The sequence below is a fragment of the Ensifer sp. 38_S197 genome, from assembly GCF_056924495.1.
The window spans coordinates 1,519,260-1,541,584 of the sequence record NZ_JBXOVZ010000002.1 but is presented as its reverse complement, the minus strand read 5'-3'; the positions used below and the strand labels follow the sequence as shown (position 1 = coordinate 1,541,584).

At 62.8% G+C, this 22,325-nt stretch carries 18 protein-coding genes; 6 read left to right on the top strand and 12 right to left on the bottom strand.

The annotated features are described in order from the left end of the window. Window positions 1-5: 5 nt before the first annotated feature. The 4 genes from AC1Z3V_RS20555 to edd all read left to right on the top strand — a co-directional run bounded on the left by AC1Z3V_RS20555 (window position 6) and on the right by edd (window position 5,584). Window positions 6-1,292: an NAD(P)/FAD-dependent oxidoreductase gene (locus AC1Z3V_RS20555; RefSeq protein ID WP_483501383.1), complete on the top strand. Its 1,287-nt coding sequence runs from the start codon at window positions 6-8 to the stop codon at window positions 1,290-1,292. Between the two features lie 95 nt (window positions 1,293-1,387). Continuing rightward, the gene (gene zwf / locus AC1Z3V_RS20550) at window positions 1,388-2,863 is read left to right on the top strand and encodes a glucose-6-phosphate dehydrogenase (protein ID WP_429812444.1); all 1,476 of its coding nucleotides are present in this window, start codon (window positions 1,388-1,390) and stop codon (window positions 2,861-2,863) included. Between the two features lie 7 nt (window positions 2,864-2,870). Continuing rightward, entirely contained in the window at window positions 2,871-3,569 is a 699-nt protein-coding gene (gene pgl / locus AC1Z3V_RS20545; protein ID WP_483501381.1) for a 6-phosphogluconolactonase, read from the top strand. Between the two features lie 194 nt (window positions 3,570-3,763). After that, entirely contained in the window at window positions 3,764-5,584 is a 1,821-nt protein-coding gene (gene edd, locus AC1Z3V_RS20540) for a phosphogluconate dehydratase (RefSeq protein WP_483501380.1), read from the top strand. Between the two features lie 96 nt (window positions 5,585-5,680). On the opposite strand, the gene AC1Z3V_RS20535 is transcribed toward edd, so the two are convergent. The 7 genes from AC1Z3V_RS20535 to AC1Z3V_RS20505 form a co-directional block, all read right to left on the bottom strand. After that, a complete protein-coding gene (locus tag AC1Z3V_RS20535; RefSeq protein WP_429812452.1) occupies window positions 5,681-6,046 on the bottom strand; it encodes a GFA family protein in 366 nt (121 codons plus the stop codon). 77 nt (window positions 6,047-6,123) lie between these two features. After that, window positions 6,124-6,534 (bottom strand): hypothetical protein, encoded by a 411-nt coding sequence (locus AC1Z3V_RS20530; RefSeq protein WP_483501378.1) that lies wholly within the window; start codon window positions 6,532-6,534, stop codon window positions 6,124-6,126. 135 nt (window positions 6,535-6,669) lie between these two features. Further along, on the bottom strand, window positions 6,670-7,758 hold the full coding sequence (locus tag AC1Z3V_RS20525) for an ABC transporter ATP-binding protein (protein ID WP_483501377.1): 1,089 nt from the start codon (window positions 7,756-7,758) through the stop codon (window positions 6,670-6,672). Window positions 7,759-7,811: 53 nt separating this feature from the next. Next, window positions 7,812-9,470 (bottom strand): beta-galactosidase BglA, encoded by a 1,659-nt coding sequence (bglA, locus tag AC1Z3V_RS20520; protein ID WP_483501375.1) that lies wholly within the window; start codon window positions 9,468-9,470, stop codon window positions 7,812-7,814. Between the two features lie 21 nt (window positions 9,471-9,491). After that, window positions 9,492-10,637 carry a carbohydrate ABC transporter permease gene (locus AC1Z3V_RS20515; protein ID WP_429812460.1) on the bottom strand — a complete coding sequence of 382 codons (1,146 nt, stop codon included), beginning with the start codon at window positions 10,635-10,637 and terminating at the stop codon, window positions 9,492-9,494. 1 nt (window position 10,638) lies between these two features. Then, entirely contained in the window at window positions 10,639-11,652 is a 1,014-nt protein-coding gene (locus AC1Z3V_RS20510; protein ID WP_483501374.1) for a carbohydrate ABC transporter permease, read from the bottom strand. 189 nt (window positions 11,653-11,841) lie between these two features. Further along, window positions 11,842-13,200: an ABC transporter substrate-binding protein gene (locus tag AC1Z3V_RS20505; protein WP_429812465.1), complete on the bottom strand. Its 1,359-nt coding sequence runs from the start codon at window positions 13,198-13,200 to the stop codon at window positions 11,842-11,844. A 290-nt stretch (window positions 13,201-13,490) separates the two neighbouring features. On the opposite strand from AC1Z3V_RS20505, the gene AC1Z3V_RS20500 reads away from it, so the two are divergent. After that, window positions 13,491-14,522: a substrate-binding domain-containing protein gene (locus AC1Z3V_RS20500; protein WP_429812467.1), complete on the top strand. Its 1,032-nt coding sequence runs from the start codon at window positions 13,491-13,493 to the stop codon at window positions 14,520-14,522. Window positions 14,523-14,570: 48 nt separating this feature from the next. Here AC1Z3V_RS20500 and folD read toward each other — a convergent pair whose 3' ends face one another. Then, on the bottom strand, window positions 14,571-15,470 hold the full coding sequence (gene folD, locus AC1Z3V_RS20495) for a bifunctional methylenetetrahydrofolate dehydrogenase/methenyltetrahydrofolate cyclohydrolase FolD (protein ID WP_483501373.1): 900 nt from the start codon (window positions 15,468-15,470) through the stop codon (window positions 14,571-14,573). Window positions 15,471-15,719: 249 nt separating this feature from the next. Next, window positions 15,720-17,726 carry a GumC family protein gene (locus AC1Z3V_RS20490; protein WP_483501372.1) on the bottom strand — a complete coding sequence of 669 codons (2,007 nt, stop codon included), beginning with the start codon at window positions 17,724-17,726 and terminating at the stop codon, window positions 15,720-15,722. Window positions 17,727-17,992: 266 nt separating this feature from the next. On the opposite strand from AC1Z3V_RS20490, the gene AC1Z3V_RS20485 reads away from it, so the two are divergent. After that, entirely contained in the window at window positions 17,993-19,258 is a 1,266-nt protein-coding gene (locus AC1Z3V_RS20485; protein ID WP_483501371.1) for a lipopolysaccharide biosynthesis protein, read from the top strand. Window positions 19,259-19,272: 14 nt separating this feature from the next. On the opposite strand, the gene AC1Z3V_RS20480 is transcribed toward AC1Z3V_RS20485, so the two are convergent. Genes AC1Z3V_RS20480 through AC1Z3V_RS20470 form a run of 3 tightly spaced genes read right to left on the bottom strand, consistent with a single transcriptional unit; the run spans window position 19,273 to window position 22,213 of the window. Further along, entirely contained in the window at window positions 19,273-20,166 is an 894-nt protein-coding gene (locus AC1Z3V_RS20480) for a DUF6492 family protein (protein ID WP_483501370.1), read from the bottom strand. Then, a complete protein-coding gene (locus AC1Z3V_RS20475; protein ID WP_429812478.1) occupies window positions 20,163-20,978 on the bottom strand; it encodes a WecB/TagA/CpsF family glycosyltransferase in 816 nt (271 codons plus the stop codon). The genes AC1Z3V_RS20480 and AC1Z3V_RS20475 overlap by 4 nt, the downstream gene beginning before the upstream one ends. After that, window positions 20,975-22,213: a glycosyltransferase family 4 protein gene (locus tag AC1Z3V_RS20470; protein WP_483501368.1), complete on the bottom strand. Its 1,239-nt coding sequence runs from the start codon at window positions 22,211-22,213 to the stop codon at window positions 20,975-20,977. The genes AC1Z3V_RS20475 and AC1Z3V_RS20470 overlap by 4 nt, the downstream gene beginning before the upstream one ends. Window positions 22,214-22,325 lie beyond the last annotated feature (112 nt).

Here is a 22,325-nt window from a genome sequence, read left to right as displayed (position 1 = left end):
TCTCCATGCCCTGGCAAAGCCCGATCTCGCCCGGTTATTCCTGGTATGAGGCAACGGTTCCGGATCGACCGGAGTATCCTGCCATGCCGGGATCGCGGAAAGCCGACATCGCGATCGTCGGCGGCGGCTATACCGGGCTGCAGGCTGCCTACAACCTGGCGCGCCAAGGCGTCGATGTGACCTTGATCGACGCCTGCCGCTTCGGCGACGGTGCCTCTGGCCGCAATGGCGGCCAGTTCGGCACCGGGCAGCGCGCCTGGGCGGACGAGACCGAGGAAAGCCTCGGTCATGAGCGGGCACAGGCACTCTTCGACATGGCCGAGAATGCCAAGCGCTATGTGCTCGACTTCGCAAGCACGCACGACATCGACATCGAATTCGTGCCCGGCCAGCTTTCGGTGGGCCACAAGAAGGCTCTCGAAAAAGACTACCGCGACCATGCGGAAGCCATGGCAACGCGCTTCGGCTATCCGCATCTGTCCTTCATGGGCCGCGAGGAAACCGCAAGCCGGCTCGGATCGAGCCATTACCACTTCGGCATCCGCGACGCCGGCACCGGCCACATCCACCCGATGAAGCTTCTGGTCGGTCTCGCGAAACAGGCCGCCCTTACCGGCGCCAATCTCTTCGAGCAGACGAAAGCCCTGAAGATCGATCGCAGCAGCGGTGCGATCGTCATCACCACGGACCGTGGCACAATCACCGCCGATCGCGTGCTCGTCGCCTGCAATGCCTATATCGGCAACCTGGAGCCGGTGAGCGCCAGCCACGTCATGCCGATCCGCTCCTTCATCGGCGCGACCACGGTGCTTTCCGACCACCCGACCGTCATACCCGGCGGTGAATCGGTCGATGATTCGCGCTTCGTCGTGCGCTATTTCCGCAAGTCACGGGACGGGCGGCTGCTTTTCGGCGGCCGCGAGGCCTATACCGCCGACAACCCGCGCGACATCTCGACCCACATCCGCCGGCAGATCAGCGAGATCTATCCGGAACTCGCCAATATCGAGATCACCCATGCCTGGGGCGGCTCCGTCGGCATCACCATGCCGCGCACGCCCTTCTGCCGCGAGGTCATGCCCGGCGTCACCTCGATCGGCGGCTATTCCGGCCACGGCGTGATGCTTTCCAACTATTGCGGCAAGCTCTATGCGGATCTCGCGCTCGGCAAGGACACCGAGCTCGACCTCTTGAAAGCCCTGAAAATCCCCGCTTTTCCCGGTGGTACACGGTTCCGCTCCGCCCTTCTCTTCCTCGCGTTAAGCTGGTACGCATTACGGGACAGGTTCTGAAACGCGCTTCCGCGGCATTTTATTGCACCGCACTCTAGCGCTTTTAAATCGATTAGATTATATGTGCCCGTGACCTGAACAGATCGAGATATCCCATGAGCAGCCAGATCATTCCCGTCGAACCATTTGATTATGTGGTGTTCGGGGGCACCGGCGATCTTGCGGAGCGCAAGCTGTTGCCGGCGCTCTATCACCGCCAGTTGGAAGGCCAGATCACCGAGCCGACCCGTATCATCGGCGCGTCGCGCGCAGCGCTCAGCCATGAGGACTATCGCAAGTTTGCCGTCGATGCGCTGAAGGAACACCTGAAGGCGGACGAGTACAAGGAAGAGGAAGTCGCGAAGTTCGCTGCGCGCCTTTTCTACGTTTCGGTGGACGCCAAGTCGGATCAGGGCTGGGATGCACTGAAGAAGATCCTCGAAGAGGGCAAGGACCGCATCCGCGCCTTCTATCTCGCGGTCGGTCCGGCGATCTTCGGCGACATTTCCGAACGCATTCGCGATCACAAGCTGATCACCAAGAACACCCGCATCGTCGTCGAGAAGCCGATCGGCCGCGACCTCGCGTCAGCGACCGAACTCAATGACACGATCGGCAAGGTCTTCCGCGAAGAGCAGATCTTCCGCATCGACCACTATCTCGGCAAGGAGACGGTGCAGAACCTGATGGCGCTGCGCTTCGCCAATGCGCTCTACGAGCCGCTGTGGAACTCCGCCCATATCGACCATGTGCAGATCACCGTGTCGGAAGCCGTCGGCCTCGAAAACCGCGCCGGCTACTATGACAAGGCGGGCGCGCTGCGCGACATGGTACAGAACCACATCCTGCAGCTCGTCTGCTTCGTCGCCATGGAAGCACCGACCTCGATGGACGCGGAAGCGGTCCGCGACGAAAAGCTCAAGGTTCTCCGCGCGCTGAAGCCGATCACCTCGGCGAATGTCGAGCAGGTGACGGTGCGCGGTCAGTACCGCGCCGGTGCTTCGGCCGGCGGCCCGGTCAAGGGCTACCTCGAAGAGCTCGAAGGCGGCATCTCGAATACCGAGACCTTCGTGGCGATCAAGGCCGAGGTCAGCAACTGGCGCTGGGCCGGCGTGCCCTTCTACATCCGCACCGGCAAACGTCTCGCCGGCCGCATGTCGGAGATCGTCATCACCTTCAAACAGATCCCGCACTCGATCTTCGACAACAATGCCGGCCGCATCTCGGCCAACCAGTTGGTCATCCGCCTGCAGCCGAACGAAGGCGTGAAGCAGTCGTTGATGATCAAGGACCCAGGCCCGGGCGGCATGCGCCTGCGCAATGTTTCGCTTGACATGAGCTTCGCCGAGGCGTTTGCCGTGCGCAATGCTGACGCCTATGAGCGGCTGCTCTTCGACGTCGTCCGCAACAACCAGACGCTGTTCGTACGCCGCGACGAAGTCGAGGCTGCGTGGAAGTGGGTCGACCCGATCCTGAAGGCCTGGGAGGAAACCGGGCAGCAGGTCCAGGGCTACACCGCAGGCACCTGGGGTCCGAGCCAGTCGATCGCGCTCATCGAGCGTGACGGCCGCACCTGGAACGATGCGATATAGGTGCCCGATGACGACGCAACTTCATACCTTCGAAAACGGCGCGGCATTGGCGGACGGCCTGGCTGAAGCCGTAAGCAGTGCACTTTCTGCCGGCATCGCGACGCGCGGCGCCGCGAGCATCGCGGTTTCCGGCGGCTCAACGCCCAAGGCTTTCTTCCAGGCGCTGTCCAGGAAGGACATCGCCTGGGACAAGGTAACGGTGACGCTCGTCGACGAACGTTTCGTGCCGCCGGAAAGTGACCGATCGAACCACGGCCTGGTTGCCGCCAACCTGCTTCAGGGCAAGGCGGCCGAGGCCAAGTTCCTGCCGCTTTACCACGCGGCCCCGACCGCCGAAGCTGCCGCCGAACTTGCAAGCCGGGAAACGGCCGCGATCGGCGCACCGTTCGACGTGGCCATTCTCGGCATGGGAACGGACGGGCATACGGCGTCGTTCTTCCCCGGCGGGTCGCAACTCGCGCGCGCCATCGACCCGGCAACGCCGCGCGGGGTGATCACGATGGAGGCGGAAGGCGCCGGCGAACCCCGCCTGACCTTCACCTTTGCCAGCCTTCAGGATGCGCGGCTACTGGTGCTGCACATCGAGGGCGAAGGCAAGAAGACCGTTCTCGCCAAGGCGGAAGAGGCCGGCGACGAGAAAGATATGCCGATCCGCGCGATGCTGCGCCGTGCGGCATCGCCGGTGCAGATTTACTGGGCGCCGTAGATCGAATGCTGTTGGGTCGAATAGGCCCAATAACAAAGTGGAGACACGTTCAGCCTGTGGTGCGCCCCACCGGAACGGACACGTGTTTCTGACAACATGCCGGGACGCGACGTGCGCTCTCCCAAGCTCGCCGCGCTCCGGACCGATGACTGGATGAAGATGAGGAGTCCCAAGGCTCCGGAACAGGATTTGCCATGTCCGCCGATTCCCGCATTGCCTCGATCACCGCTCGCATCGTCGAGCGTTCGAAACCGCACCGCGAACCCTATCTCGACCGCATCCGCCTTGCAGCGTCGAGCGGCCCCCACCGCAGCGTACTCGGCTGCGGTAACCTTGCGCACGGCTTTGCCGTCTGTTCCCCCGCCGAGAAGGTAGCGCTTGCGGGCGACCGCGTGTCCAATCTCGGCATCATCACCTCCTATAATGACATGCTCTCGGCGCACCAGCCGTTCGAGACCTATCCGGCGCTGATCCGCGAAGCCGCACGCGAGGCGGGTGGCGTCGCGCAGGTTGCCGGCGGCGTGCCGGCCATGTGCGACGGCGTCACGCAGGGGCAGCCGGGCATGGAGCTGTCGCTCTTCTCGCGCGATCTCATCGCCATGGCCGCAGGCGTCGGCCTGTCGCACAACATGTTCGATTCCACCGTCTATCTCGGCGTCTGCGACAAGATCGTACCGGGCCTCGTCATCGCGGCGCTGACCTTCGGCCATCTGCCGGCCGTCTTCGTGCCCGCAGGCCCGATGACTTCAGGCCTGCCGAACGACGAGAAAGCGCGCGTTCGCCAGCTCTTCGCCGAAGGCAAGGTCGGCCGTGACGAGCTTCTCGAAGCGGAATCAAAGTCTTATCACGGACCAGGCACCTGCACCTTCTACGGCACGGCCAACTCCAACCAGATGCTGATGGAGATCATGGGCTTCCATCTGCCGGGCGCCTCCTTCATCAATCCCGGCACGCCGCTGCGCGACGCGCTGACCAAGGAAGCGGCCAAGCGGGCGCTGGCGATCACCGCCATGGGCAACGAGTTCACGCCCGCCGGCGAGATGATCGACGAGCGCTCGATCGTCAACGGCGTCGTCGGCCTGCATGCGACCGGCGGCTCGACCAATCACACCATGCATCTCGTCGCCATGGCGCGTGCCGCCGGCATCGTGCTCACCTGGCAGGATATCTCCGAGCTCTCCGACATCGTGCCGCTTCTGGCGCGCGTCTATCCGAACGGGCTTGCCGACGTGAACCACTTCCATGCCGCCGGCGGCATGGGCTTCCTGATCAGCCAGCTGCTTAGCGCCGGCCTGCTGCACGACGATGTACGCACCGTTTTCGGCCAGGGGCTCGACGCCTACAAGATCGACGTCCAGCTCGGCCCCAATGGTGGCGTCGTGCGCGTGCCGACACCAAAGGAAAGTGCCGATCCCAAGGTGCTGGCGACCATCGACCAGCCGTTCCAGCACACGGGCGGCCTGAAGATGCTGACCGGCAATCTCGGCAAGGCGGTCATCAAGATTTCGGCGGTCAAGCCGGATCGCCATGTCATCGAAGCTCCGGCAAAGATCTTCCATGATCAGGCCGAGCTCAACGCCGCCTTCAAGGCCGGCAAGCTCGAGGGTGATTTCGTCGCCGTCGTGCGCTTCCAGGGTCCGAAGGCCAATGGCATGCCGGAACTGCACAAGCTGACGACCGTGCTCGGCATCCTGCAGGATCGCGGCCAGCGCGTCGCCATCCTCACCGACGGGCGCATGTCCGGCGCCTCCGGCAAGGTGCCTGCGGCAATCCACGTGACACCGGAAGCCAAGGATGGCGGCCCGATCGCCCGCATCCAGGAAGGCGATATCGTCCGTATTGACGCCGTTGCCGGAACGATCGAGGTACTGGTCGAGGACATCGCGCTGAAGACGCGTGTGCCCGCACATGTCGATCTCTCGAACAACGGGTTCGGCATGGGGCGCGAGCTTTTCGCGCCGTTCCGGGCGATTGCAGGTGCTGCCGACCAGGGCGCCAGCGTTCTCTTCCACTGAGGCGTAGAGAGCGCCGCCTCCTGATCGGGGCGGTGCTTTTTCTATGGCCGAACTTTTCTTCGGGGCCGCAGCGATCCGTGCGCCCATACGATCCGTTTACGGCAACGGACCGGGGAACATGTCATTGCGGCCATCGTAGCGCTCGATCTGCAGCACAAAGACATCGACGCCTTCGATGCAGCGGGCATTGATGGAGATCCTGTCGTCCGGGTAGCCGCTGCGCATGATCGGCGTCGAGCAGGTCGGGCAGAAATGGTGCCCCTCGTTGAGGCCGCGCCATATGTAGCTCGACAGGCGACGCTTCTCGGTAAGCAGCTTCACTTTGGCCGCATCCACCTTCCAATGCAGGAAACCGGAGCGCCGGCAGGTCGAGCAATTGCACTCGATGAGGCCGGTTAGCTCCTCGTCGACCTCGACTGCGATTTCGCCGCAATGGCACGAAAGCCGATAGGGTCGCTGCATGGCTATGGTCCGATCCGTTGACGAAGAACACAACCATCCATTGAGTTCTGCGGGACAGTCAAGCCCGAGGTCACTGGTTAACGGTAGATGTCGAGCGTCCGGTTGCGATGATTCGGATGGGTGCTGTAGACGAAGATGCGATTGAGATCGCGGTCAGTCAGCAGCCGGAGAAACCGTGCTTCGATGACGTTGTTGGCATGCACGCGCTTCAGCAGGCAGCCGATCATCTGGATGCGGGCACTCGGGATATCGAGATAGAAGTTCTGCGGAAGCTGGTACTGCGTCAGAATGCTGAGGACGGCACCGCTCTTCGACAGCTTGATGATTTCGCAGCGCCGCGAGCTTAGCTGCGTCATGCCCTTCTCGGTATACTCGATGCGCGCCTCGTTCCGTGTGTCCTCCATCGGAAAGTTCGCTTCCCGATCGTACATGAAGGACTCTTCCTTGTTCAGGAAGTGCCGCTGCATTACAGGCGTCGCGCCTCTCATCGATATGCCTTTCCTATCCCCTTTTGAGACAGAATAGCGGCAGAGATTTAACAGAGGGTTTGATCTGCAGGTTGCATTGAAAAAACCCGTCCGATTTCTCGGGCGGGTCGAAAAGCGCGAGATCGGTATCGTCACTCAGGCGCGATAGCTGCGCCCATCGGCGTCAAAGAGGTGCAGCTTGGCCTTGTCGGCGGTGAAGCGCACCTTGTCGCCGCGATGAACCGACAGGATGCCGGGGATCTTGGCGATGATCGGCTCCTTGTCGACGAGCCCTTCGATATAGAGCAGCGTCACTTCGCCGAGCGCCTCGACGATGGAGACTGTGCCTTCAAACAGGAAGTCCTCGCCAGTCGTGACCTGCAGGTCTTCCGGCCGCGCGCCGAAGCTCGCCGTCTTGCCGTTTTGCGATGAGTCTGTCGGGATATCCAGCGTCACGCTCTTGCCGCCGGTCAGCTTCACCGTCGTTTGCGCGCCGGTGGCGGTAACAGTTGAAGGAATGATGTTCATCGCCGGCGAGCCGATGAAGCGGGCAACGAAGAGATTGGCCGGACGCTCGTAGAGCTCTAGCGGCGCCCCCACCTGCTCGATGTGGCCCTGTGACAGCACCACGATGCGATCGGCGAGCGTCATCGCCTCGACCTGGTCGTGGGTGACGTAGATCATCGTCGTATCCGACATCTGCTCGCTGAGCTTGGCGATCTCGATGCGAGTGGCGACACGAAGCGCCGCATCCAGGTTCGAGAGCGGCTCGTCGAACAGGAAGACCTTGGGGTTGCGGCAGATCGCGCGGCCGATGGCGACGCGCTGGCGCTGGCCGCCGGACAGCGCCTTCGGCAACCGGTCGAGATATTTGGTGAGCTGCAGGATTTCGGCGGCGTTGCGCACGCGGCGGTCGATCTCCTCCTTCGTCTCCTTGGCAATCCGCATGCCGAAGGCCATGTTGTCGTAGACCGTCATGTGCGGGTAGAGCGCGTAGGACTGGAACACCATGGCGATGCCGCGCTTCGACGGCGGCACGGTGTTGACCCGCTCGCCGTCGATGAACATGTCACCGCCGGTGATCTCTTCGAGACCGGCGATCATGCGCAGCAGCGTGGACTTACCGCAGCCGGAAGGGCCGACGAAGACGATGAACTCGCCCTGCTTGATGTCGAGATTGATGCCATGAATGACATCGACCGCGCCGTAGGACTTGCGGATATCTTTAAGCAGCAGACCTGTCATCACACCCTCCCCTTCGGTTCTTCCCGTCTGTCCTTGCTGTCATAACTCGGTCCTCAGACCAGCCGCGCGAAAAACGCGCCCCAGGCCGGCACGTTCACCGTTCTGTCCTTGACCTCTGCGACGAAGCCGTGTCCTTCCAACGCGGCAACCGGCTCGTTCGGCAAGTTGGCCTTCGCCGGTGTGGCGCTCATGTTGAACAGGCAGAAGAGCTTCTCGTTGCCGTAGCTGCGCACGAAGGCGAGGACCTCTCCGTCCGTGCTCAGGAACTCGATCTCGCCCTTGGCGAAAGCCGGATGGGCTTTCCTGAACTGCAGGAACCGGCGGTAATGTTCGAGAACAGACGCCTGGTCGCCCTGCTGCGCCGATACGGCACGCGCCAGGTGTTCCGTCGGCACCGGCAGCCAGGGTTTCGCGCTGCCGAAGCCGCCGTTTACCTTCGCACCGTCCCAGACCATCGGCGTGCGGCAGCCGTCACGGCCCTTGAAATCGGGCCAGAACTGGATGCCGTAGGGATCCTTCAGATCCTCATAGGCAAGTTCCGCCTCCGTCAGCGCCAGTTCCTCGCCCTGATAGATGCAGACCGATCCCCGGAGCGACATCAGCAAGCTCGCGAGCAGCTTCGCATGCGCGTCGCGATCGGCGACACCGTCGCCCCAGCGGCTGACATGGCGCACGACATCGTGGTTGGAGAAGGCCCAGCAGGCCCAGCCCTCGGGGGCGGCCTTCTGGAAATTGCGGAGAACCTCGGCGACGGTGGCCGGCGTCAGCGGGTCCGGCGCCAGGAACTCGAAGGCGTAGCACATATGCATCTTGTCGCCGCCGGAAGTGTATTCTCCGGCAATCTCGAGACCGCGCTGGCTGTCGCCGACTTCGCCGACCGCCGCGATCGCCGGAAACTCGTCCATGACCGCGCGGAAGCGCTTCAGGAAGTCCAGATTCTCCGGCTGGTTCTTGTCGTAGAGATGTTCCTGATAGTTATAGGGGTTCACCGCCGGGGCAGTCTGAGCATTGCGGCGCTCGGGCGCCAGCGCCGGATTGTCGCGCAGCTTTTTGTCGTGGAAGTAGAAGTTGATGGTGTCGAGACGGAAACCGTCGACGCCGCGTTCGAGCCAGAATCGCTCGACGCCGAGCAGCGCCTCCTGAACGTCCGGATTGTGCAGGTTGAGGTCCGGCTGCGAGGTCAGGAAGTTGTGCAGGTAATATTGCAGGCGGGTCGGATCCCAGGCCCAGGCCGAGCCGCCGAAGATCGACAGCCAGTTGTTGGGCGGGGTGCCATCCGGCTTCGAGTCGGCCCAGACGTACCAGTCGGCCTTGGCGTTCGCCCGGCTCGACCGGCTTTCGACGAACCAGGGATGCTGGTCGGAGGTGTGCGACAGCACGAGATCGATCATCACCCGGATGCCGAGGCGGTGCGCCTCTGATATCACGGCGTCGAAATCGGCAAGGCTGCCGAAGATCGGATCGATGTCCGTATAGTTGGAGACGTCGTAGCCGAAGTCCTTCATCGGCGAGGTGAAGAACGGAGAAATCCAGATGGCATCGGCACCGAGTGCTGCGATGTGCGGCAGCCGGGCAACGATGCCCTTGAGGTCGCCGATGCCGTCGCCGTTCGAGTCCTGGTAGGAGCGCGGATAGATCTGGTAGATCACCGCGCCGCGCCACCAGTCCCGGTCAGGCTGTAACGTGGATTGGCTCATTTCGGTCATGCTCATTTTGGTCGAAAGTCCCTTTTGTCAGCCGCCCTTGACCGATCCCGCCAGCAGACCGCGCACGAGATAGCGCTGCAGGCTGAAGAAGACGATCAGCGGAACGACGATGGTGATGAATGCGGAAGCCGTCAGGATTTCCCAGTTGCCGCCGCGTGAACCGAGCAAGTTGACGAGCCGGCCGGTCAGAACCAGTTCGTCGGGGCCTGCGCCCAGAAACACGATCGCGACCAAGAGGTCGTTCCAGGTCCACAGGAACTGGAAGATCGCAAAGGAGGCCAGCGCCGGGAAGGACAGCGGCAGGATGATCTTGACGAAGATATCGAAATCGCTGGCGCCGTCGACGCGGGCGGATTCCATGATTTCGCGCGGCAGGCCGGCCATGTAGTTGCGAAGCAGGTAGATCGCAAGCGGCAGGCCGAAGCCGGTATGCGCAAGCCAGATGCCGACATAGGTCTTGGCCGGCACACCGAAGAAGGCACCCACGCCGTTGTAGAGCTTCAGCAGCGGGATCAGCGACATCTGCAACGGCACGACCAGCAGGCCGACGACGACGGCGATCAGGATCGCCCGGCCAGGAAACGGCATCCAAGCGAGCGCATAAGCTGCGAAGGCAGCGATCATGATCGGGATGATCGTCGCGGGAACGGCAACGGTCAGCGAGTTGATGAAGGACCGGCCGATGTTTTCGGCGCCCAGCACCTCGGCATAATTGTCGAAGGTGAAACGTGGCGGTGACGACGCCGTGACGAAGATACGCTGGCCGCGCGAACCCTCCATCTTCTTGTCGGAGACGATCTCGAAACTGCCATCCGCCTGAACGGTCAGCTTTTCGCCGTCGTTGAGTTCGGCGGTCTCGCCGGCCTTAAACGCGGTCGGCTCGCGGCTCGAAAAGCCGAAAGCGGAGATCTGACCGGTCTGTCCGTCGAGCAGGTTGCCAGAAATCACGAACTTGCCGTCGCGCTCCACCTGCGTGTCCGGACCTGGCGCCCGGACGACGATGTTTTGCGACGATGTCGACAGCGCCGTCCACCAACCGGAAACGGCAAGCTGATCCTTGTCGCGCAGCGACGAGATCAACAGGCCGGCGGTCGGCAGCGTCCAGAGCGCGACGATCAGCAGCACCGAGAGGTGGACGATCCACATGAGGGGGGAGCGTGTCGCTGGATTCATCTCAGTGCCCCTTCATTTCCTTGGCCGCATTGCGGATGTTCCAGACCATGATCGGAATGACGAGGACCATGATGACGACGGCGATCGCCGCGCCGCGACCGAAGTCACCGCCCCCGCGGAACATCCAGTCGAACATGAGGTTGGCGAGCACCTGGCTCTGCCATTGGCCATTGGTCATGGCGAGAACGATATCGAAGACCTTCAAAACCAGAATGGTGATGGTCGTCCAGACGACGGCGATCGTGCCCCAGATCTGCGGCACCATGATCTTGAAGAAGATCTGCCAGCCATTGGCGCCGTCGATGACGGCCGCTTCGATCGTTTCCTCGGGAATGCCGCGAAGCGCCGCGGACAGGATGACCATGGCGAAACCGGTCTGGATCCAGACGAGGATCGCCATCAGGAAGAAATTGTTCCAGAAGGGCAGCGTGATCCAGGCCTGCGGGGCGCCACCGAAGGCGACGACGATCCCGTTCAGGAGGCCGATCTGTTCCGCCCCCTCGGGGCGAAAATCGTAGATGAACTTCCAGATGACCGCGGCACCGACGAAGGAGATCGCCATCGGCATGAAGATCAGCGTCTTGGCGATATTGCCCCACCAGATACGATCGGTCAGCGCAGCGATGATAAGACCGAAAAAGGTTGCGAGCGCGGGGACCACCAGCAGCCAGAGGAAGTTGTTGTAGATCGACTGACGGAACTCGCCATCATTGACCATCCAGGCATAGTTGCTGGCGCCGACGAAGTTCTGTCCCGCGCGATCATGAACACTGTACCAGAGCGACATGAACACGGGATAGATAAGATACACCGTCAGCGCAAGGAGCGCCGGCCCCAGGAACAGCCACGGGCGGATGGCGTTGGTGATACGCAGGTTCCTTGAGGCGACGGCACCGGATTTCCCTTTCGACGGGAAGATCAGGTCGAGAATGAAACTGGTTCCCCAGAAATAGGCGGCACAGCCGATGACCCCGCCCAGCATGAACCCTGCAGCCTTCACAAGCTGAAACAACATGACATGTCCCTCCCCCCGGTGCACGATCACGTGCAGGGCTGGCGATTGTCGCCGTTCTCATTGGGGCCCGCCACTTCTCATCGTTAAGAGCGGGAAGCGAACGGAAAACCGCATACAATTTTCCTCGTCCCGCTCAGGCGTGCCCGGGTCGGCAACGGGCGGCATTTCTGCCGCCCGTCATCGGTTGTGTTACTTGATGGCGTCCCAGGCCTTCTGAACGCCGTCGGCGACGTCGGCCGACGACTTGCCGCCGACGAAATCGACCATGCCGGTCCAGAACGCGCCCGCGCCGATCTTGCCCGGCATCAGGTCGGAACCGTCGAAGCGGAAGGTGGTGGCGTTCAAGAGGATCTCGCCCTGCTTCTTCAGCGGCGGGTTGCCGTAGGTCTCGACGTTGACGCTCTTGTACGGTGTCAGGAAGCTCGTCTGCGCCATCCAGACTTCATGCGCGATCGGCGTCTTCAGGAAGTCGATGAAGGCGCGTGCGGCCGGCGAATCCTTGGTGATCATCGCCAGCGTGCCGGCGCCGAGCACCGGATTGCCGAGGTCTTTCTTGCTCTCGTATGGCGGCATGTAGAAGAAGTCGGCATCTTCGCCGATCACCGTTCCCTCCGGGAAGAAGGACGGGATGAACGATGCCTGGTGGTGCAGATAGCACTTCGGCGGCGATGCGAAGAGGCCCTTCGGGCTGTCGCGGAAGTCGGTGGAGGCAACGGCTGCGGCACCACCATCGACGAACTTGTCGTTCTTGGCGAACCAGCCGAATTCGTCGAGCGCGCCGACGACGGCGGGATCGGTGAACGGAATCTCGTTCTTGACCCACTTGTCATAGACGTCGGCCGGCTGCGTGCGCAGCATCAGGTCTTCCACCCAGTCGGTCGCCGGCCAGCCGGTCGCGCCGCCGGAACCCAGGCCGATGCACCAGGGCTTGCCGCCGTCGGCGGCGATCTTCTCGGTCAGCGCCTTCAGCTCTTCCATGGTCTTCGGCACTTCGTAGCCGGCGTCCTCGAAGTTTTCCGGCACGTACCAGACGAGCGACTTCACGTCGATCTTGTAGGGAAACGCATAGAGCGCGGCGTTGCCGTCCTTGCCCTTGTAGGTCGAAAGATCGACCCAGGACTGCCCGGCGGCATAGTTGTCGAGCAGCCACTTCTGGGTGTCGTCGCCAAGCGGCGTCAGGTAGCCTTTGGAGGCGAGATCGGCGATCAGGCCCGGCTGCGGGAGGATCGAGATTTCGGAGGGGCTGCCGGCCTGGGTGTCGATGACGATCTGTTGCTCATAGTTTTCCGAGGACGAATACTTGATCTCCGCGCCGGTCGCCTCGGTGAAATAGGCATAGACGCTCTTGAACAGAGCCTCGTCCTCGCCGCGCCACGGACCGAAGATGGTCAGCGTCTGCCCCTTGAGGTCGTGGCCCTTCTTGAATTCCTCGAAGCTTGCCCAGTTGAACTTCTTGTCTTCACCCGGCTTGAACTTGAGGTCCGCGGCGCCTGCAGCACCTGCCAACAGGGCAAACGCCGCCACGCCCAACAGCAATGATCTCTTCACGTCCTTCTCCTCCCAAGATGAACCCGGATCCCGCCGGGCAGACGACAATGCGCAAAAATTCAAAGCGCTTTGAGTTCGCTAACAAACCATTGCGACACTCCAGGAGTCAAGAGTTTTCCCATCCCTGTCCTCGATGCGACGAATTTGTGCTTTGCGGTAACATTTTGCACCGCGCAATGGTTGAATTCCGCTTTGTTGCTCGAAAAACGGATGCTACACAAACCTCGGCGCTGGGACCAAACACCAAAAATCATACGGATATCCAAAGCGCTTTGGGAGGAATCCTGGCCATGGCGGTCAATCTCAAGCAACTTGCGGAATTACTCGGCCTGTCGCAGACGACGGTCAGCCGGGCACTGAACGGCTACCCGGAGGTCAATGCCGAGACCCGCCGGCGCGTGCTGCAGGCCGTGCGCGAGACCGGTTACAGGCCCAACCGCGCCGCCCAGCGGCTGGCCACAGGCAAGGCCTACTCGATCGGCATGGTCATGCCGATCGCTCCCGGCATCGATTCCGACGTGCATTTCGGCGAGTTCCTGGCAGGCCTTGCGGAAGAAGCGGTCAAGCACGACTTCCACTTCGTGCTCAATCCGAGCGCGCCGGAAGACGAGGAAGTGACGTTCCGGCGGCTGGCGGCGAGCGGCAATGTCGATGCCCTGTTCCTTGCCTATATGCGCGCCAACGACCCGCGGATCGCCATGCTGAAATCGCTGTCGATCCCCTTTCTCGTCCATGGCCGCTCGATCGGCGAAAGCCGGGACTATCCTTTCCTCGACATCGACAATACGGCCGCCTTCTACGACGCGGCGCGGCTGCTCATCCAGCTCGGGCATCAGCGGATCGCGCTGATCAACGGCCCGGAATATCTGACCTTCTCCATCCGCCGTCAGAAGGGAATGCTCAGGGCACTCTCCGAACACGGCCTCGCGCTCGACGAAGCGCTGGTCCAGCATTCCTTGATGACGGATGAACACGGCTACCGCAGCATGCAGCGCTTTCTGCAGCATTCGCAGCCGCCAACGGCGGTTCTGTGTTCAAGTACGGTATTGGCCCTCGGCGCCGTCCGGGCGATCAATCAGGCGGGATTGAAGATCGGCGAGGACATTTCGCTGATCGCGCATGACGACGTGTTGCCGATGCTGAAGCCCGAGAATTTCAGCGTACCGCTGACGACGACGCGCTCGTCGCTCCGGGCCGCAGGAGCCCGGATCGCCACACGCCTGATCGGCGGCATCCTGAAACGCGGCGACTACCCGGAACAGGAACTCTGGCGCGCCGAGCTCATCGTGCGCGCGTCGACCGGGCCGGCCCCGCAAAAATGAAAACGCGCCGCAATCGCGACGCGTCTCGTCAATCCATGTGAACCGGGATCAGAAGCGCGGCGGCTTGCGGCCAGCCTTGCGATAGGCGGCAATCACCGTGTTCGCCATCAGCATGGCAATCGTCATCGGGCCGACACCGCCCGGGACCGGCGTGATCACGCTCGCCACTTCGGCGGCTTCGGCGAAGGCCACGTCGCCAACCAGCTTGGATTTACCCTCGCCCTTTTCCGGCGCCGGTACCCGGTTGATGCCGACATCGATGACCGTCGCGCCGGGCTTCACCCAGTCGGCCTTCACCATCTCTGGGCGGCCGACGGCGGCAACGAGGATATCGGCATTGCGGCAGACGGCCGCCAGGTCCTTGGTGCGTGAATGGGCCGTCGTCACGGTCGCATTGGCAGCGAGCAGCAACGCCGACATCGGCTTGCCGAAGAGGTTCGAACGGCCGATAACGACAGCATTCAACCCGGAGAGGTCCTCGCCGTGGGTCTGGCGCACGAAGACCATGGCGCCGGCCGGCGTACAGGAGACGAGACCGCCTTCGAGATCACCGGTGGCGAGCTTGCCGGCGTTGACGACGTGCAGGCCGTCGACGTCCTTTTCCGGCAGGATCGACTGGATGATCGGCTCGGACTTCAGGTGCTTCGGCAACGGCAATTGCACGAGAATGCCGTGAATGGAGGAATCCGCATTGAGCTCCGCAACCAGGGCGGCGAGCTCTTCCTGCGTGGTTGCCTCCGGCAGGGTGTGCTGGATCGACAGGAATCCGCACTCCTTGGCCATCTTGCTCTTCGACGAAACATAGGCGTGGCTTGCCGGATCGTCGCCGACGATGACGACGGCGAGACCCGTGCGAACACCGGTATCCGTCTCGAGCGCCTTGGTCGCAGCCTTCACAGTCTCGATGACCGAAGCGGCGACTTTCTTGCCATCAATCACAGTCGTCACTGCATGTTCCTCCTGGCTTCCTGTTCACGCGGCACACTCTAGTTCGCCCGGGAAAAGGCGATGGCCTCAAAGCGCCCTATGCTGTCCCAAACGCATAAATGCAAGAGGCGATGGAGCGCTCGGCGTTCGTTTCGCTCCGCCTGGCGGCATTTCCTTTCACAGGTGAGAGGCGAGCTTGGCTTCGCTCAAAGGCATGAGAGCGCAATCCCTGCACGATTGCGGGTGAATGAGCCCACGCTCGGGGACGGCCTAGCCACGCGCCAGTTTCTGGCGGGAGTAATGCTCGACGCGCGACCTCAGCGCGCGAAGATCTTCCTGTACCTTGGCAATATCGCTCCCGGCCTCTGCGTTGGGTAGCGGATGCCGCGGCGTAGAGCCCCCCGCTTCGCCACGACGGGCGGCGGCATAAGCGGCCGTCAGCGATTGAGCATGATGCGCCGCAGGGCTGAACGGCGGCGGAAGATCGGACTTGGCGGACGCCGGCTCGGACCGCGGCTGCGTGCGTGGCGAGGGCTCGGGATCACCCTCCGGCTCCGGTGGTTCCGGATCCTGATCGCGCTGCGGCCGTGCACCAGGGGCGGCAAACAAACCGCGCATGCTGCGGTAGATGCCGAGCAGTACGCCGAGGCCGAAGCCGGCGAAGAGGCCGGCCATTGTGGCGGCAACCACGATGATCTTGCGGGAGGGGCCTTTTGCCTGCAACGCCGGCTCCGCCTTGGAGATCACCCGGATGTTCTTCGCCGTCAGCTTTTCCTCTTCGCGCGTTTCGCCGGCGCGCTTCAGGAAGGATTCGTAAATTTCGCGGGTTGCTGCGGCTTTCCGCTGCAGCTCACGCAGTTCGACGAATTCCGCGGAAGAATCGATCTGTCGCGCCTTCTGCACGGCAAGCTGCCGCACCAGGTCCTGTTCGGTGCGCTGGGCGCGATCGAGCTCGGTTCCGGCTGCGGCCGCAATGCGCCGCAGTTCATTGGCGATTTCGGAGCGCGAGGCTTCGAGCGCCTGCTGGGCTGCAATCCGTTGCGGATGGCGTGGCCCGAGGCTCGCGTCAAGCGCGCTCAGTTGCGCTCTGGTCGCGGCATATTGCTTGCGCAGTTCGGACAGCGCCAGCGAGCTGATTTCCTCCGGATAGGCGCCGGTCAGTACGTCGTTCAACTGCACCTTGCCGGAGGCTTCCGCTTTCGCTTTTGCTTCGGCGATGCGGTTGCGGGCGGCGGCCACCTGGTCGCTGAGGCTCAGGAGCTGCTTGTCGGCGATCAACTCGCCGCCGGCGCCGACGATGTCATTGGTCGCCTTATAGTCCTCGACCGCCTTCTCGGCCGCATCGAGCTCGGCCTTCAATTCCTTGATGCGGGCGTCCAGCGCCACCGTCGTCTTCTGGAAGAAGCCGGACTGCGCTGCGGTTTCCTCGCCAAGGAAGGTTTCGACCAGCCGGTTGGTGATCAGCGCCGACTTCTCCGGGTCGCGCGTCTGCGCCTCGACCGTGACGATGAAGGTCTTCGGGTCGCGCCAGACCTGGATCGCTTCGCTCAGCTTCTTCAGCACACGAGCGGATGCGTCGCCGCCGCCCTTGCCTGCAAATTCCGCATCCTTCTCGAGGTCGAGGCCGGCTGCAACCTTCTCCATGACGGTGCGCGAGCGCAGCACTTCAAGCTGGCTGTCGACGAGCGCGAGAATGCCTTCGGTTGCCAGTGATTGTTTCGACAGATCGGAATCGGTGAGCCGCACCTCGCGCGGATCGATGTAAAGCTTGCTTTCGGAGACATAGACGCTGGGCGTTGAAAGCGCGAGCAATATGCCGCCCACGGCACCGAGCGCTGTCGTTGCAATAATGATCTTGCGAAGCTGCCAGACGGAGCGCAGGACCGTCTCGATGTCGACGAGAGGACGGTCGCCCGGTGCGTCAGCGGCGGGCGCGGCTGCCGCCTGGGCATCGTCCGATCGGCTGTCGGCCAACCATCGCACCAACCTGTCACCCACGCCGCTCAAGCGGCGGCGATGCTTGGTCGATCCCTTGCTTCCCTTCAGAGCGTTCCCGCCACTTGTCGGCTGCGCCGCGGAACGGTTCGTGTTCCGCGCGCCGGGCCGGCCACTCGGGCCATCGGCTGCGGACAGGCGATTGAGCAAAGGAGAATTGGCCGCGGATGCGCCGGCCGCACGCGGCTTTTGCGCGCGCGTGGAACCGCGCGTGTCGTCGGCTACGAAATCGAGCAACGATGCACGCGGAACCGGGCGTTTCTCGTCGTCGATGTCGAACATGACTGATCCCGCGGCTGCCGAGACGGCGAATTCCGAATAGTGAAGCCAAGCTAAGCAAACATGGAAAACAAATGGTTAATTTCGGCAGATCAGCGGGTGCAAACAGGCCGATCTCACGCCTTATTAAGCTTTCCCGGCTATGACCGTAGACGGAGAGCCGTTCCAGTAGAAGGCACTGCAGGCCCTGCATCCGGAACTGCGTAAAAACAAAGAGATAGAGCGCGTCCGTCGCCCCCGAAGGAAAATGCGCTATTGGAACGTCGGCCGTGCCTCATCGCGTCAAAGCGCTATACTTCCGCCACCGGGCGCTGATCCACGCCTACCTGTCCATGACCGGAGGTTCGGCCGGGCGGCTCGTGTTGTCGCTCGTCTACTTCATCGCGGTCGCGAACACGCTTGCCATCGCCGATTTCGGTCTCTTTGCCACGGCGTCGGCGGCCGGCATCATGATCTCGCGCGTGCTTGCCTTCGGCTTCATGTCGCCGCTCTATCGGGTCGCCACCGTCAAGCCCCTGCTGGTCGGAACCTACAGCGCCGGCTTCCTCGTCGGCGCGGTAATCTCGCTGCCGCTGATTGCCGTGATCTGTGCCGCCACCTTTGTCGCCCTGTTTTCCCGGGACATGACGGCGGGCGCCTTCTCTGCCTTCATGCTGGCCGAGATCATCTTCTGGCGCGGGTTGGAAACCGCGGTCATCGTGCTGAACGGCCTCGGCCGCTTCGGTCGTGGGGCGTTGCTCGTGGTGATCGGTACAGCGATCCGCACCGGTGCCGCACTGCTCTTCGCTATCCTGTCCTGGAAGACGCTTGAGGCGTGGTCCTATTTCTACCTGGCTGCGAATGCGCTTGGCCTCGCCGTGGCGCTCCTGTGGTTCTACCCTCGCGTCCGGCTGCGCTGGAAGCCCAGGCTCTATTTCCGGCGCTGGGCTGATTCCGTCTCCGTCGCCGGTGCCGAGGTGCTGTTCTACATCCAGTCGGAATTCGACAAGATCGCCGTGCTTGCCATCGGCGGTCCGGCGGTCTCCGGCCTTTATGCCATCCTGATGCGGCTTGCGGACCTGACGGCGCTACCGGTCAGGTCGTTCAATACCCTGCTCGTCCAGCGCATCATGCGCACGCCCGAGGCGATCGCGCGCTGGCGGACCAGATTGTCGATCGAGCTTCTGGTGGCGCTGGCTTCGCTCGCGGCAATCGCGGTCATGGCTCTCTATCTCTGGATCTTCCCGAACGGCCTTGGTCATAACGTCTCTGCCGCCGCCCCGATCGTCGCGATGGTCCTTCTCGTTCCCTCGTTCCGCAACCTGATCGAATATCACTCCGAACTGCTCTATGCGACGGGGCGGACGGTGCGGCGCATGCTCAACCTGCTGATCGCCGGTGTGGTCAAGGTGGCCCTGCTGGTGCTGGTGCTGCGGACGACGACGGACGTCGCCGCATGGGCGCCGGCACTCAACGGGATCTTCCTGGCGCTCTACGCCCTGTCCTTCACGCTGACCTACACGGCACTCAGGAAGCCGGCTGAACGCGTCATCTGACGCCGGCCGAACCTTCAGGCGGCAAGTTCGACGACCGCCCGGCGGATGTCGTCGAGGTCGTGCCCGACGAAGGATTGAACGCCGATGCCGATCTGATGGGGCGCCATGTCCTTCAGGAAGTCCCTGAGGCCGGAAAGGTCCTGCCGGTAACTGTCTTCAAACCAGAGCACGTGGCAGAGCGCGGCATCGGAGGGCACATGTCCCTCCCCGGCGAGCACCTCGTCAACGAAGCGGCCATAGATCGTGCATTCAGAGAAGGCACGCGTGCGTGTGATCGCCCGCACCCAGTTCCGCCCGTGCCGGGCCTCGATATGGTCCAGAAGTTTCCGGCACGTGTCGGTGCGCCAGGCGATCAGCGTGTTGATATAGTCGTTGGCCGGCAACCGATAGGGACCAATGCCGAGAAGGCGGTCGGAATGGGCGAGCCACTCGAGATGGTTGGAACGCATATGTGCGTCGATCGCTCCATCCTTGCGATAGAGCGTCAGCCGATCCGCCTGCCAGAGACTGGCGGGATCGAAGGGACGCAAGAAGACGACATCGGAGTCGACCGCAAACATCGCCGCCTCGTCGATATGGCGCGCGAGCGCCAGGCGACGAAGCTGTTGTGCATGCCAGCCACGCAGCGGCAGGCCAAAGGGACTAAGCCACACTTTCCTGCGGCCGGCGGACAAGGGATCCGTAATCGGATGCAACCACCAGGGCAGAAGATCGCGCTCGCTGACGACCACCCGCCGCGCCCCTTCCAGTTGCCGGAAGAGCGCGACGTCGAAGTCGGCGACCAGCAGATAGTGCTTCCAGTCGCCCTGAAGCTTGCGGTCCATGCTTTCGCACATGAGCCTGCAACGCTCGAAATCGTTCGCATAGGACGCTGTGACAACCGCGGTGCGCATGGTCTGACCGTTCACGATGTTCCCGTTCGAAGGCTGGTGTCGGCGATCGTATCGCGCGAACGTCCCGATAATTTGTGCCAGAGGACATGGCACAGGAAAAGCGGGTTTCCGAGAACGTAGCGGCGCCACATGCGCCGCGGTTCCATCGCCAGGCGAAAGAACCATTCCAGCCGCAGCCGGCGCAGGAATTTCGGCGCCCGCGGAAACTCCTGCGCGACGAAATCAAAAAGCGCACCGACGGTGATGACGAGCCGAGCATCCTGGGGGCCGACATGGGCATCGACCCATTTCTCCTGACCCGGACTGCCCATCGCGACCAACAGGACGTCGGCCTTCGCCGCGCGGACTTCAGCGAGAATCTCCTGCGACCGGTCCCGATCGAAGAAGCCATCCGAAACCGGCAGGAACTCGTGCCACGGCGCATGCGCGCGAAAGTTCTCGGCGGCACGCGCGAGCACCTTCGGCCGCGCACCGATCATCGCGATGCGTAGCGGCCTTTCGACATAGGTCAGCAATGCCGGCACGAAGTCGGTGCCATTCAGATTGGCAGGAAACATGCGGCCGTAAAAAAGATAAGAAGCGATATCGACGCCGTGCCCATCCGGAAAGACGACCTGGCGCGCCAACGCCGCGCGGTACTCCGCGTCGCGCATCATCAGGTTGGCGTTGTTCGCATTGAGGAAGGCAAGGACCGTTTGCCCGTTGGGCCGCGAAAGCGCTTCGGCGGCGAAGGCGAAAGCCTTCGCCCAGCCGAGATCGACAACCGGCATTCCGAGGATCAGACGCCGCGACAGAGAACCGTTGTTTGCAGCAACGGTCTTCGTCACGATCGCCCCCCTTCATGAATCGTCAAGTCCGGCGGCAGCGACGGCCCCTCCGCAGCGCTCGCAGGCGCAAAGCCCACCAGCACGTTGCGCATCACCCGCATCAGTCTCACTTTCTGGGCACGATGGAAGGCCGAGCCGTCGAGACGTTGACGGTCGCCGGCACGCGCCTTTGCAACCTTGTCGACCAGAAGCCGCGCGAATTCCGAGGGATCGTCGGCCGCGGAGCAATTGTCGGGAACCGCGTCGATGCCACGCAACGACGCCTGCGTTGCTACGCAGGGCATGCCGAGTTCAAAGGTCTCGAGGCTTTTCAGTTGCACGCCGGTGCCGCCGCGGCTGATGAGCGGGATGACCGCGCTTTCGGTTATGAAGGCACGCGCGTCCGGCACCCGCCCGACGAAACGGACGCCCGGGTGAGACACCGAAGGCACGCCGTCCAACTGACCGGCAATTGCGATCGACATGTCCTCCGGCAGATGCGGTACAACCTCGGCGAGGAACCAGTCGAGGCCCAGCCTGTTCGGCCGCCAGCTCCACGTGCCGATCAGGCCGAGATCGTGACGGCGGTGTTGATCAGCTTCGCCAGCCGGGACCGTCGGCGTGCCCCAAGCCGTAACCAGCGGCAGAACGAAGGCCCGCTCGCTGACGGCGCGGCCGAAACCGAAACGATCCGCCTCGGCAAAAGTCCAGACGGCGACCGCATTGTGCGCCAGGTGCTGCTCGTAGTGTTCGAGATATTGCGCCTCGCGCCGGAAGAGAAAGCGCTCGATGGTTCCCTTTGCCCGCTCGGCGTTCTCGAAAGCGGAATCCGCCTCGACATTGTGCGCGACATAGATCGACGGATAGGGGCGGAAGACCTGCGCGAAGGCAGCCGGCAATTGCACCGAATTGAGCACCAGCCCATCGAACGGGGCGAGGCTGTCGAGAATCGACTGAATCCGATTTGCCGATACAGTGAGCATCTTGCCCGATGAAACCGACGTGCGGTTGAGGAAGGCGGTCGCGAGCCAGCGCAGTTTCTGAAGCTTGCCGACCCTGGCATTGGTGACCTCGAGCTCGCCGAGGAGATGCATCTCGCAATCGTGCGCGGGCGTGCGCCCTGGCTGGAGAAAACCGATGACGCTGACCCGGTGACCGAGTGCACGCAGACCGTCAAGCACGGCCCGGTTGGCGATGTCGAAACCGGACGCCGGATTGGCGACGGGAACGAGCGAGGAAACCAGGACAAGATGCATTTTGCCACACGTCATGAATGGAGCTGGGCACTTCTTTAGCAGCATGAGGTGAAGGAGCACTTAAAGCCCCCTTTCAAAATCCGCCGGACAGGTTCAGCATCTGTTTAGGAAG

Bases quoted from the DNA above. Each gene is read 5' to 3' on its own strand.
- bglA (WP_483501375.1), bottom strand. From the start codon at position 9,470: ATGAGCATGACCGAAATGAGCCAATCCACGTTACAGCCTGACCGGGAC.
- zwf (WP_429812444.1), top strand. From the start codon at position 1,388: ATGAGCAGCCAGATCATTCCCGTCGAACCATTTGATTATGTGGTGTTC.
- AC1Z3V_RS20525 (WP_483501377.1), bottom strand. From the start codon at position 7,758: ATGACAGGTCTGCTGCTTAAAGATATCCGCAAGTCCTACGGCGCGGTC.
- AC1Z3V_RS20490 (WP_483501372.1), bottom strand. From the start codon at position 17,726: ATGTTCGACATCGACGACGAGAAACGCCCGGTTCCGCGTGCATCGTTG.
- pgl (WP_483501381.1), top strand. From the start codon at position 2,871: ATGACGACGCAACTTCATACCTTCGAAAACGGCGCGGCATTGGCGGAC.
- AC1Z3V_RS20555 (WP_483501383.1), top strand. From the start codon at position 6: ATGCCCTGGCAAAGCCCGATCTCGCCCGGTTATTCCTGGTATGAGGCA.
- AC1Z3V_RS20470 (WP_483501368.1), bottom strand. From the start codon at position 22,213: ATGCATCTTGTCCTGGTTTCCTCGCTCGTTCCCGTCGCCAATCCGGCG.
- AC1Z3V_RS20500 (WP_429812467.1), top strand. From the start codon at position 13,491: ATGGCGGTCAATCTCAAGCAACTTGCGGAATTACTCGGCCTGTCGCAG.
- AC1Z3V_RS20535 (WP_429812452.1), bottom strand. From the start codon at position 6,046: ATGCAGCGACCCTATCGGCTTTCGTGCCATTGCGGCGAAATCGCAGTC.
- AC1Z3V_RS20510 (WP_483501374.1), bottom strand. From the start codon at position 11,652: ATGTTGTTTCAGCTTGTGAAGGCTGCAGGGTTCATGCTGGGCGGGGTC.
- AC1Z3V_RS20530 (WP_483501378.1), bottom strand. From the start codon at position 6,534: ATGAGAGGCGCGACGCCTGTAATGCAGCGGCACTTCCTGAACAAGGAA.
- AC1Z3V_RS20515 (WP_429812460.1), bottom strand. From the start codon at position 10,637: ATGAATCCAGCGACACGCTCCCCCCTCATGTGGATCGTCCACCTCTCG.
- edd (WP_483501380.1), top strand. From the start codon at position 3,764: ATGTCCGCCGATTCCCGCATTGCCTCGATCACCGCTCGCATCGTCGAG.